Raw genomic sequence first — 11,499 nt, forward strand, 5'->3', positions numbered from 1 at the left:
CTGACCTGAGGTTAGATCGCGTTGGCCAGGGTTGCCGGGCGACGAGACAGCAGGCTCACCACCACGAAGCTGATCAGGCCGACAGCCAGGCTGTAGTAGATCGGGGTGTTGGCATCCAGGCCGTCCTTGAACATGAACACCAGCGCGGTGAGGAAGCCCAGGCCCATGCTGGCGATGGCGCCGGCGGTGGTCGCGCGTTTCCAGAAGATCGCCCCGATCAGCGGGATCAGCATGCCGCCCACCAGCAGGTTATAGGCCAGGGTCAGGGCGCTGATCACGTCGTTGACCACCAGAGCGATGCCCAGTACCAGGATGCCGGTCAGCAGGGTGAACAGGCGGTTGATCCCCAGGCTCGACTGCTTGCCGCCACGCAGCTTGGGCAGCAGGTCTTCGGTCAGGGTGGTGGAGGCGGCCAGCAGGCCGGCGCTGGCGGTGGACATCATGGCGGCCAGGGCCGCGGCGATCACCAGGCCACGGATGCCGTCCGGCAGCGAGGCTTTGACGATGGCGGCGAAGGCGTTGTTGACGTTGTCCAGGTCTGGCAGCAAGACGTGCGCGGCCATGCCGATCAGGGCACAGGCCAGGCCATAGAGGATGCAGTAGAAGCCGGCGACGGTGCCTGCGTATTGCGCGACTTTTTCGGTCTTGGCGGTGAACACCCGTTGCCAGATGTCCTGGCCGATCAGGATGCCGAAGAAGTAGATCATGAAGTAGGTGACGATGGTGTCCCAGCCGATGGTGGTGAAGCTGAAGCTTGCCGCCGGCAGCTTGGCCACCAGTTCATCCCAGCCGCCGACGCGGTACAGGCAGATCGGCAGCAGGATGAACATCAGGCCGACGGTCTTGATCACGAACTGGACGATGTCGGTCAGGGTCAGCGACCACATGCCGCCGATCGCCGAATAGATCACCACCACGCCGCCGCCCAGCAGCACCGAGATCCAGAACGGCAGGCCGAACAGCACTTGCAGCACGGTGCCGATGGCGAGGATCGAGGTCACGCCGATCATCAGCGCGTAGGCCAGCATGATCACCGCGCTGGCCTGGCGGGCCATCGGGTTGTAGCGTTTTTCCAGGACCTGGGTAACGGTGAAGATCCGCAGCTTGAGCAGGGGTTTGGCCAGCAGCAGGTTGAGGGCGATGATGCCCAGGCCCAGCGCCGCGCACAGCCAGAAACCGGAGATGCCGTGGACATAACCCAGGCGCACGGTGCCGACGGTGGAGGCACCGCCCAGCACGGTGGCGGCCATGGTGCCCATGTACAGGCTCGGGCCCAGGTTGCGGCCGGCCACCAGGTAGTCCTCGTGGGTCTTGGCCTTGCGCATGCCGTAATAGCCGAGCACCAGCATGCCGGCGGCATAGATGAGTACGACGAATAGATCTAAAGCCATGGTGGCGTGTCTCCGATTGTCTTTCTTATAGAGGCTTCCCGCAGGAGCTAGGCGTGCCGCAATCAAGGCGACGCGGTCTGGCGGACCCGTCGTGTGAGGCGTGATTGCCGGCGAGCCTGCTGCTACAGGTCATGCTTGAGTCAGGCGGTTTGGCGCATGACCGGTTTACCGAGCGAATCCGTGCTCTTGCTGCGTGGATCCTTGGGGCCGTAGACCGCGGGCGGTTCCGGGAACAGGTTGAGCAGGGCCAGGTACACCAGCGAGGCCAGGCCCAGGGTCACCGGCAGGCTGATATCGATGCCGTCGGCCAGGTTGCCCAGCGGACCGACGAACTGCCCGGGCAGGTTGACGAAGCACAGGCCGACCAGCGCGCTGGGGATCCAGGCCCCCAGGCCACGCCAGTTCCAGCCGTGCTGGAACCAGTAGCGGCCGCCTTGCTCGCCACGGGTGAAGACTTGCAGGTCGTCCGGGCAGTAGAAGCCGCGACGCACCAGCAGGCCGATCAGCATGATCACCATCCACGGGGTGGTGCAGGTGATGATCAGCACGGCGAAGGTCGACACGCTCTGCACCAGGTTGGCGGCGAAGCGCCCGATGAAGATGAAGGCGATCGACAGCACGCCGATCAACAGGGTCGCCTTGACCCGCGACAGCACCCGCGGGAACACGCTGGACATGTCCAGGCCGGTGCCATACAGCGAGGTGGTGCCGGTGGACATGCCGCCGATCACCGCGATCAGGCACACCGGCAGGAAGAACCAGCTCGGCGAGACCGCCAGCAGGCCGCCGACGTAGTTGTTGGCGGCGATGTAGTCGGGCGCCTTGATCGCCACGATGGTGGCGGTGGCCAGGCCGAACAGGAAGGGAATCAGGGTGGCGATCTGCGCGGCGATCACCGCCAGCATGATCCGGCCTTTCGGCGTCTCGCGGGGGATATAGCGCGACCAGTCGCCGAGGAAGGCGCCGAAGGAAATCGGGTTGCTCATGGCCACCAGCGCGGCGCCGATGAAGGCCGCCCAGAATCCCGCCTGGCCGAGGGCCACGGTACCGGCGAACTGGCTGTCGAAAGCCGGCGCGAAGGCGAAGATCCCCAGCAGGAACAGCAAGCTCGCCGCCCACACGGCAATGCGGTTGACCCACAGCATGAAGCGAAAGCCATAGATGCACACCGTCAGCACCAGGATCGCGAACAGGCCGTAGGCCAGGCCCAGGGTCAGGTCGGTTTCCGGCAGGTCGACCAGGCGCTTGGCGCCGCCTACCAGGGCATCCCCGGAACTCCACACCGAGAGGGAGAAGAAGGCGATGGCGGTAAGCAACGACAGGAACGAGCCGACGATCCGCCCGTGCACGCCGAAGTGCGCACCGGAAGAAACGGCGTTGTTGGTGCCGTTGATCGGCCCGAACAGGCCCATCGGCGCGAGGATCAATGCCCCCAGGATCACGCCCAGCACGATCGCCCAGACACCCGCCTGGAAGGACAGGCCGAACAGCACCGGGAAACTGCCGAGCACGGCGGTGGCAAAGGTATTGGCGCCGCCGAAGATCAGGCGAAACAGGTCGCTGGGCCGGGCGTCGCGTTCATGGTCGGGGATCTGTTCGACCCCGTTTGTTTCGATGCTGCTAAGGCTTTTTTCTTTGTTGTTGTTATTCATGATCTGCTCCGATCACTAAGGCGCGCTCATCGTGTGCGAGCGTCACCTATCTGACTAAGGGGGTGGCAGCCCTTCCGGCATTGCGGACAAATGTTCGTGGCAGGCCAGCCATAGGCCTTGTTGTTGTGTGCCGGACCCTTGTTTACGGAAAACAATGGTCTCGCGCTCCTGGCTGAAGTGTTGCTCCCCTTGCATGCGCAGCTCGGTGGCGACGTCATGAATAAATACCGCGCTGTCCCCCTGCAGGCTGACAAACGCGTTGCTCGAGGTGCAGGACAGCACCTCGAAGCCATCCTCGCGGCGCCAGCTGTCCCACAGCGCCTGGTAGGCGTCGCGGGACAGCAGGGGCTGGGCGAGGGTGTAGAAGATGAAGCTGGCGTCAGAGCTGAACGCCCCGAAGTAGGCTTCGCGATCGTTACGGGCGAAGGCCGCCACCAGCTCGGCGGCGGCGTTGAGGACCTGCTCGCGCTCGTTCATGGCCGGGCCTCAGCGACGCGCCACGCCCGGCAGCACGCAGAGCATTTCATACAGCAGGTTGGCGCCCAGCAGCGAGGTGTTGCCGGTGGTGTCATACGGCGGCGAGACTTCTACCAGATCGCAGCCGACCAGGTCGAGGCCCTGGCAGCCACGCACGATCTCGATCGCCTGAATGGTGGTCAGGCCGCCGATTTCCGGGGTGCCAGTACCTGGCGCCCAGGCCGGGTCGATGCCGTCGATATCGAAGCTCAGGTACACCGGGCCGTCACTGACTTTTGCCCGGACTTCGGCCATCAGCGGTTCCAGCGATTTGTGCCAGCACTCTTCGGCCTGCACCACGCGGAAACCCTGCTTGCGGCTCCAGTTGAAGTCTTCGGCGGTGTAGCCCTGGGCCCGCAGGCCGATCTGCACCACGCGGTCGCAGTCCAGCAGGCCTTCTTCGACGGCGCGGCGGAAGGTGGTGCCGTGGGCGATCTTCTCGCCGAACATGTGATCGTTGACATCGGCGTGGGCGTCGATGTGCACCAGGCCGACCTTGCCGTGTTTCTTGTGGATAGCCCGCAGGATCGGCAGGGTGATGGTGTGGTCGCCGCCCAGGGTCAGCGGGATCACGTTGTGCTCGAGGATACCGTCGTAGGCTTCTTCGATGATGCGCACGGCGTCCAGCAGGTTGAAGGTGTTGATCGCCACGTCGCCGATGTCGGCCACGTTCAGCGAGTCGAAGGGCGCGGCGCCGGTGGCCATGTTGTACGGACGGATCATCACCGATTCGGCGCGGATCTCACGGGGCCCGAAGCGGGTGCCGGCACGCAGCGAGGTGCCGATGTCCAGCGGGACGCCGACAAAGGCGGCATCCAGGCCGGCCGGGGTAGGCACATGGGGAAGACGCATCATGGTGGCGATGCCGCCGAAGCGCGGCATTTCATTGCCGCCCAGTGGTTGGTGGAGAATCTTGTCCACGGGATTGGCCTCATCATTGTTTTATTTATGGGGTTTTCAGCGCAGCAACGGGTGCCGGCGAAACCGAGTGGGGCCGATTCTGCGAAATGTAGTGGGCGGGAAGAATCGCTACGGGCAAATACTTAGTTCAGATTTTTCTAAACTAATGGCGGCGCTAGAGGATAGACTTCCTGCTGTCGAGGGTGGGTGGTGTCAGGGCTGACGCTATCGCGGGCANAGGAGCGAGGCTTGCCCGCGATTGGCTGCACAGCAGCCATCATCCAGGTCACCCGGCCCTCCATGAAGGAACGCCAATAAGGTCCGGACGACCCTGACCCCTGATCACTGTTGTCGATTTTCCTTGTGGAGCTCCCATGGCCAACGCTTTACCTGATCTGAAACTATTGCGCATATTCGTCAGCGTGGTGCGGCATCAGGGGTTCGCCAATGCCCAGCACGAACTGAACCTCTCCACGTCGGCCATCAGCACCTACATGAGCCAGCTCGAATCGGCCCTGGGGCTGGTGCTGTGCCACCGTGGCCGCGGCGGTTTCAGCCTGACCAGCAAGGGCGAGCTGTTCCATCAGGAAACCCTGCGCCTGCTGGGCGAACTGGAAGGCTTCGAGCAGTATGCCGCGGCGCTCAAGGGCGAGCTGCGCGGCACCCTCAACCTGGGGGTGATCGACTCGACGGTGAGCGACAAGGCGCTGCCGTTCGCCGAAGCCATCGGTGCCTACAGCCAGGAACACCCGGCGGTGCATTTGCATCTGTCGGTGCTCAGCCCCTATGAATTGCAGCTCGGTGTGCAGGACAACCGCCTGGACCTGGCCATCGGCGCGTTCTCCACGCGCATGAGCGGGCTGGTGTACATGCCGCTGTACCGCGAGCAGCACTGGCTGTATTGCAGCAGCCGGCACCCGCTGTTCAACGAGCGACGCATCCCCGAGCAGGTGATCACCCAGCAGCGCATGGTCGGTCGCGGCTACTGGAGCCAAGCCGAGCTGGCGCGCCATGGGTTCAAGCACAGCGCGGCGACGGTGGAGAGCATGGAGGCGCAGTTGATCCTGGTGCTGTCCGGCGCCTATATCGGCTACCTTCCCGAACATTACGCCCAGGCCTGGGCCGACAAGGGCGATTTGCGCGTGCTGCTGCCGGCCACCTTCGGCTATCAGGCGCCGTTTTCGATGATCGTGCGCCGCGGCCGTAGCCGGGAGCCGTTGATCCAGACGTTCCGCGACCTGCTCAAGGCGCAGCTCAACCAGGTCTGAGGAGGCCAGTATGTCGAGAGTCCAGTGTCCGCGTTGTCTGCGCCCGAAAACCCATTGCCTGTGCCCGCTGATTCCACGGCTGGACAGTCGCACCCGGGTCCTGCTGTTGCAGCATCCCAGCGAAGTGAACCACGCGTTGAACACCGCGCGGCTGGCGGCGCTGGGGCTGAACAATGCGGAGTTGATCGTCGGCGAGGTGTTTGACGATCTGCCGAAGCTGCTGAACTGCCCCGGCTATCAGGCGCGCCTGCTGTTCCCGGCGGAGGACGCGCAGCCGTTGCAGGCCTACTCCAGTGCGCCGGACGAACAACCCTTGCTGCTGGTGGTGCCCGACGGCACCTGGCGCAAGGCGCGCAAGTTGCTGCACCTCAATCCGCTGCTGGCGGCGCTGCCACGGGTGACCCTGGCCGCAGGCGCGGTGTCCCGTTACCGGCTGCGCAAGGCACCCGGGCCGGGGGCCTTGTCGACCGTCGAAGCCATAGTCCAGGCCCTGCAGACCCTGGAGGCGCCAACCTCGTTCGAGCCTTTGCTGAAACCTTTCGAAGCCTTGATCGACGGGCAGATCGAGGCGATGGGGGAGGACACCTATCAACGCAACCACCTGCGGGCGCCTGACGACTCCCTGTAGCCGCTGCCGCAGGCTGCGATGGGCCGCGCAGCGGCCCCAAAACGCCACGCCACGTACTCCCTGAAAGACCGAGGCGCCTGATTGACGCCCGCTTCGCGGTCGATCGCAGCCTGCGGCAGCGGCTACAGGTTAGCGCTCGCGCATCGCCTCGGTCCGCGCCTTGAGCACCGGCTTGAGCAGGTAGTCGAGCACGCTTTTCTCGCCGGTGATGATGTCCACCGTGGCGACCATGCCGGGGATGATCAGCAGCGGCTTGAGGTCACCGCCCAGGTGGTTCTTGTCGGTGCGCACCTGGATCAGGTAGAAGCTGTTGCCCTTGTCGTCGGTGATGGTGTCGGCGCCGATCAGTTCCAGCTTGGCGCTCAGGCCGCCGTAGATGGTGTAGTCGTAGGCGCTGAACTTGACCATGGCTTTCTGCCCGGGATGGAGGAAGGCCACGTCCTGCGGCCGCACCTTGGCCTCGATCAGCAGGTTGTCCTCCAGCGGCACGATTTCCAGCATGTCGCTGCCCGGCTGGACCACGCCGCCGATGGTGTTGACCTTGAGCTGCTTGATCACCCCGTGCACCGGCGAAGTCACGGTGGTGCGGGTCACCCGGTCGTCGATGGCGATGCTCGAGGCGGTGATTTTCGACAGGTCGGTGCGTTTCTCGTTGAGCTCCTTGGCGGCGTCGGAGCGGAAGCTTTGTTCGGACTCGTCGATCTTGCTCCTGATTTCGTTGATCGCCGATTCCGCCCGGGGAATGGCCAGGGTCGTGGCATTCAGCGAACCGCGGATTTCCACCGCGCTGCGTTTCAGACGCAGGATCTCCACCGGTGACACCGCGCCGGTACTCACCAGCGGCGCCGACATGTTCATCTCCTGGTTGAGCAGGGCCAGGCTGGAACTGAATTGCCCCTGTTTCGAGCGGAACTCCGCCAGCTCCTGGGTCTTTTGCCGCAGCTGTTCGCTCAGGGTTCGCTGTTCGCTGGCCAGGCGACGCTGGCGCTGCTCGTACAGCGAGCGTTCGTCCTCCGCCACCTGGGGCGCCTTGGCCACCACCTCGTCGGACGGCTTGAACGGCCGGCCCTCGGCTTCGGCGGAGAGGCGTTCGACCTGGGCCATCAAGGCATAGCGGTCGGCCTCGCTTTCGCCCTTGTTCGACAAAAAGCGCGTGTCGTCCAGGCGCAGCAGGGTGTCGCCCTTGTTCACCATCTGCCCTTCGCGCACGAAGATCTCGGTGACGATGCCGCCCTCCAGGTTCTGCACCACCTGCACCTTGCTCGACGGTATGGCCTTGCCTTCGCCTGTAGTCACCTCCTGCAGCACCGCGAACTTGGCCCAGAGCAGGGCACTGACGAGCAGCCCGGTGGTCAGCCAGACGACAATACGCGAGCCGCGGGGCGAATCCTGCAACGAGGCGCCGGCGGTTTCGGGCATGAACTCGCTTTCCGCGCTTTTGCGCAGGCTGGCGAAGTAGCCGCGCGATTGCGATGAGGCAGGCATGGGGCGACTCCTAGACCGTCGCAGAGCCGACACGGCCCTTGCGCAGTGCATCGATGACCGCTTCTTTCGGGCCGTCGGCGACGATCCGTCCGTTGTCCAGGACCACCAGCCGTTCCACCAGGCTGAGCATCGAGGTGCGGTGGGTCACCAGCAGCAGGGTCTTGCCTTGTACCCAGGCGTGCAGGCGCTGGCGCAGGGCGTCTTCGCTGCTGTTATCCATGGCGCTGGTGGGTTCGTCCAGGAGCATGATCGGCGGGTCCAGCAGCAGCGCCCGGGCCAGCAGCACGGCCTGGCGCTGGCCGCCGGACAGCAGCTGGCCACGCTCGCCCACCGGCCGGTCGAAGCCCTGGGGATGCTGGCGGGCCAGCTCGGTGACTCCGGTCAGCTCGGCCACTTCCAGCATGCGCGCATCGCTGATGTAGTGGGCGCCGAGGGTCAGGTTGTCGCGCAGGCTGCCGGCCAGCAGCGGCAGGTCGTGGGCGACATAGCCGATCTGCTGGCGCAGGTCGGCCACGTCGAGTTGGCGCAGGTCGAGGCCGTCCAGCAGCAACTGGCCTTCCTCGGGGGCATAGAAACCCATGACCAGGCGCCCCAGGGTGCTCTTGCCGGAGCCGCTGCGGCCGATGATGCCGATGCGTTCGCCGGGCTGCATGCTGAAGCTGATGTTGCTCAGGGCCGCGGCATTCTGCCCCTGATAACGGAAGGTCACCTGATTGAGCGCCAGCGCGCCTTGCAGTTGCGTGCGCTCCAGCGGGCGCTGGCGGGCATCGCGTTCCTGGGGCAGGGCCATCAGGGCGTCGGTGCTGCGCATGGTCAGCTGCGCCTGCTGGTAGCGGGTGATCAGCCCGGCAATCTGCCCCAGCGGCGCCAGGACCCGGCTGCCGAGCATGTAGGTGGCCACCAGCGCGCCGACGCTGAGGTTGCCGGCGATGATGCTGTAGACCCCGGCGACTATGGTCGCCATGCCGCAGAACTGCTGGATGAACAGGGTGCCGTTGGTGGCCAGGGCCGAGAGATTGCGCGCATGGCTGTCGAGGCGGGTGAGGGCGCCGTGAGTGCTTTCCCAGCGGTGCTGGCGTTCGCTTTCAGCGCTGCAGGCCTTGAGGGTTTCCAGGCCGCCGAGGGTTTCGATCAGCAGCGCCTGGCGTTCGGCGCCCAGGCTCAGGCTCTTTTGCACGGTGTCGCGCAGGCGCACCTGGATCAGCATGGCGAAGAGAATGGTCAGGGGAAACGCCAGCAATGGAATCACCACCAGCCAGCCGCCGAGCAGGCCGATCACCAGCAGCATCAGCACGGCGAAGGGCAGGTCGATCAGGCTGGTCAGGGTCACGGCGGTGAGAAACTCGCGCAGGCCCTGGAAGTCATGGATGCTCTGGGCGAAGCCGCCGACGGTCGCCGGCTTGGCTTTCATCGCCATGCCGGTGATGCGTTCGAACAGGGTGGCGGAGAGGATCACGTCGGTGCGCTTGCCGGCGCTGTCCAGCAGATGGGCGCGCACCACCCGCAGCACCAGCTCGAAGCCGGTGCCGATCAATAAACCTATGGCCAGCACCCAGAGGGTCGAGGTGGCCTGGTTGGGCACCACGCGGTCGTAGGTCTGCATGACGAACAGCGGCACCATCAGCCCCAGCAGGTTGATCAACAGGCTGGCGAGGATCGCGTCGCTGTACAGCCAGCGCGAGAGTTTCAGGGTGTCGCGGAACCAGGCTTCGACCCGCGGCACCAGGGAGTTGCGCAGTTCCTCCAATTCATGGCGTGGCCGGGCGAACAGCGCCTGGCCACTGTAGTCGTCATTCAGTTCCGCCTGGCTGACCCACTGCTCGCCGCCTTCGGCTTCGCTGGGCAGGATCAGCGCCTGGCCGTCATCGCCCCAGCGGCGCAGGACCGCGCAGCGACCATGCTTGAGGATCAGCAGCACCGGCAGGTTGAGCTTGGAGATCGCCGACAGCTCGCGGCGCAGCAGGCGCGCCTGCAGGCTGGCGCGGGCCGCGGCGCGGGGCAGCAGGTCCAGGCTCAGGCGTTGCTGGGCCAGGGGCAGCCCCGCGCTGAGGCTGGCACGGCTGACGCTACAGTCGTGCAGTTTGCAGAGGATCAACAATCCGTCCAACAGCGGGTCATCAAAGCTCAGGCGCGGATCGACGCTTGAGCTCCCGGGTTCCATGCTGGTCACATTGAAGTCCTCCGCGGACTTAACGCATCTCCGGCAGACGGGCGTCGCTCTTCACTTCGGTCTGGGCGATCGCTTCGGCTGGCACCACGACTTTTTCCTTGTTCAACAACTCGCCCATGTTCGCCAGCACGCGATACATCGAGAACTCCTCGGTGTAGCGCACTTCGGTGTAGCGGCGGTTGGCGTTGTACAGCTCGTTTTCGCTGTCCAGCAGGTCGAGCAGGGTGCGCTGGCCAAGACCGAACTGGTCCTGGTAGGCGGCCCGTACGCGAGTGGTGGTTTCAGCGTATTCGCGAGCGGTGGGGGTCTGCTTCTTGGCGTTGACCATGGCGTTCCAGGCCAGGGTGATGTTCTCGTTGAGCATGCGCAGCGCGTTGTTGCGGATGTCCATGGCCTGGTTGATCTTGTGCGCGTCAGATTGCAGGCGGGCCTTGTCGCTGCCGCCGCGGAACAGGTTGTAGTTCATCACCACGCCCACCCGCCATTCATTGTCGTGGCCCTTGTCGCCCTGCACGTTGTCGTTGGCGCCCACTGCGGCCTCGGCGTCGAAGCGTGGGTAGAACGGCGACTTGGCGACCTCGTACTGGCTCTCGGCCGCTTGCACGTCGGCCTGGGCCGATTTCAGGTAGGGGTTGTTCTCCAGCATGCTCTGCCGGGCATCCGGCAGGCTGGCGGGGATCTCGCCACGCACCGAAGGCAGGCTTTCCAGTTCGTCGGGCATGCGGCCCACGGCGCTGAAGAAGTTGGCCTCGGCGTCGGCCAGGTCGACCTGGGCGGTGTCGTAGTTGTTTTCCGCCAGGGCGCGACGGGCCTTGGACTGGTCGAGGTCGGCGGTGCTGCCGACGCCGCGTTCGCTGCGCAGGCCGATCTGATCGTTGACCCGCAGGTGCGCCTGCAGGTTGTTCTTGGCCAGGGTCACCATCTCGCGGCGCTTGAGCACTTCCAGGTACACCTCGATGGTGCGCAGGGCCAGGCTCTCGGCGGTGCCGCGGGTGTAGTAGGCCCGCGAGTTGGAGACCGACTGGGTGCGCCCGACTTCGTTGGCGGTATTGAAGCCGTCGAAGAGCATTTGCCGCAGGCGCAACTCCGACTGGGTATAGGTCAGTGTCTCGGTGTGATGGTTGCCCAACGCGCGCGTGGTGGTGTTGTCGCTGTAGCCACGGCCATAGGCGGCATTCAGGTCCAGCGATGGATAGAAGCCCCCTTTGGCGACCTTGACGTCCTCATCAGCCGACAGACGGTTGTTCTGGCTCGCGCGCAGTTCCGGGTGGTTGTCCAGCGTGCTTTGAATCGCCTCCGTCAGAGACATGGCTTGGGCCTGATGAATACAGGCCATGGCTAATAAAATCGCGCTACTGAGGGGGGTGAAAACGCGCATGAAGTACATCTCCCTGGTCCATGTATGGTGCTTTGCAGTCGCCAAAAAAATGACGAACTTTATAGGTCAAACCGTTTCAGGCTTGTAACAACAGAGCTAAGAACATCCTGA

At 64.7% G+C, this 11,499-nt stretch carries 9 protein-coding genes; 2 read left to right on the top strand and 7 right to left on the bottom strand.

Going from position 1 to position 11,499, the window contains the following annotated elements; genetic code table 11:
* Positions 1–11 precede the first annotated feature (11 nt).
* From ACTJKT_RS22175 to speB, 4 genes are all read right to left on the bottom strand, one after another.
* Positions 12–1,391: a sodium:solute symporter gene (locus ACTJKT_RS22175; RefSeq protein ID WP_440788586.1), complete on the bottom strand. Its 1,380-nt coding sequence runs from the start codon at positions 1,389–1,391 to the stop codon at positions 12–14.
* A gap of 140 nt (positions 1,392–1,531) precedes the next feature.
* Positions 1,532–3,043, bottom strand: coding sequence for a purine-cytosine permease family protein (locus ACTJKT_RS22180; protein WP_440788587.1), 1,512 nt, complete (start codon positions 3,041–3,043; stop codon positions 1,532–1,534).
* A 54-nt stretch (positions 3,044–3,097) separates the two neighbouring features.
* Positions 3,098–3,520, bottom strand: a complete 423-nt coding sequence (locus ACTJKT_RS22185) for a YybH family protein (RefSeq protein ID WP_440788588.1) — start codon at positions 3,518–3,520, stop codon at positions 3,098–3,100.
* 9 nt (positions 3,521–3,529) lie between these two features.
* Positions 3,530–4,480, bottom strand: coding sequence for an agmatinase (gene speB / locus ACTJKT_RS22190; protein WP_440788589.1), 951 nt, complete (start codon positions 4,478–4,480; stop codon positions 3,530–3,532).
* Positions 4,481–4,833: 353 nt separating this feature from the next.
* Between speB and ACTJKT_RS22195 the strand changes: the two genes are divergently transcribed.
* Both ACTJKT_RS22195 and ACTJKT_RS22200 read left to right on the top strand, forming a co-directional pair.
* On the top strand, positions 4,834–5,727 hold the full coding sequence (locus ACTJKT_RS22195; RefSeq protein WP_009047635.1) for a LysR family transcriptional regulator: 894 nt from the start codon (positions 4,834–4,836) through the stop codon (positions 5,725–5,727).
* Between the two features lie 10 nt (positions 5,728–5,737).
* The gene (locus tag ACTJKT_RS22200; protein ID WP_440788590.1) at positions 5,738–6,355 is read left to right on the top strand and encodes a tRNA-uridine aminocarboxypropyltransferase; all 618 of its coding nucleotides are present in this window, start codon (positions 5,738–5,740) and stop codon (positions 6,353–6,355) included.
* A 129-nt stretch (positions 6,356–6,484) separates the two neighbouring features.
* Here the strand turns inward: ACTJKT_RS22200 and ACTJKT_RS22205 are convergent, their stop codons facing one another.
* From ACTJKT_RS22205 to ACTJKT_RS22215, 3 genes are read right to left on the bottom strand one after another with little or no spacing between them, the layout of a single operon-like run.
* On the bottom strand, positions 6,485–7,840 hold the full coding sequence (locus ACTJKT_RS22205; RefSeq protein ID WP_440788591.1) for an HlyD family type I secretion periplasmic adaptor subunit: 1,356 nt from the start codon (positions 7,838–7,840) through the stop codon (positions 6,485–6,487).
* A gap of 10 nt (positions 7,841–7,850) precedes the next feature.
* Positions 7,851–10,010: a type I secretion system permease/ATPase gene (locus ACTJKT_RS22210; RefSeq protein ID WP_440788592.1), complete on the bottom strand. Its 2,160-nt coding sequence runs from the start codon at positions 10,008–10,010 to the stop codon at positions 7,851–7,853.
* 19 nt (positions 10,011–10,029) lie between these two features.
* Positions 10,030–11,388 carry a TolC family outer membrane protein gene (locus ACTJKT_RS22215; protein WP_440788593.1) on the bottom strand — a complete coding sequence of 453 codons (1,359 nt, stop codon included), beginning with the start codon at positions 11,386–11,388 and terminating at the stop codon, positions 10,030–10,032.
* Positions 11,389–11,499 lie beyond the last annotated feature (111 nt).

This window comes from Pseudomonas sp. 22526, assembly GCF_052044735.1.
Classification (GTDB): Bacteria; Pseudomonadota; Gammaproteobacteria; order Pseudomonadales; family Pseudomonadaceae; genus Aquipseudomonas; species Aquipseudomonas piscium.

Excerpts from the sequence above, each read along its gene's own strand:
- ACTJKT_RS22175 (WP_440788586.1), bottom strand. The coding sequence starts at position 1,391 with ATGGCTTTAGATCTATTCGTCGTACTCATCTATGCCGCCGGCATGCTG.
- ACTJKT_RS22180 (WP_440788587.1), bottom strand. The coding sequence starts at position 3,043 with ATGAATAACAACAACAAAGAAAAAAGCCTTAGCAGCATCGAAACAAAC.
- ACTJKT_RS22200 (WP_440788590.1), top strand. The coding sequence starts at position 5,738 with ATGTCGAGAGTCCAGTGTCCGCGTTGTCTGCGCCCGAAAACCCATTGC.
- ACTJKT_RS22185 (WP_440788588.1), bottom strand. The coding sequence starts at position 3,520 with ATGAACGAGCGCGAGCAGGTCCTCAACGCCGCCGCCGAGCTGGTGGCG.
- ACTJKT_RS22215 (WP_440788593.1), bottom strand. The coding sequence starts at position 11,388 with ATGCGCGTTTTCACCCCCCTCAGTAGCGCGATTTTATTAGCCATGGCC.
- ACTJKT_RS22195 (WP_009047635.1), top strand. The coding sequence starts at position 4,834 with ATGGCCAACGCTTTACCTGATCTGAAACTATTGCGCATATTCGTCAGC.
- ACTJKT_RS22205 (WP_440788591.1), bottom strand. The coding sequence starts at position 7,840 with ATGCCTGCCTCATCGCAATCGCGCGGCTACTTCGCCAGCCTGCGCAAA.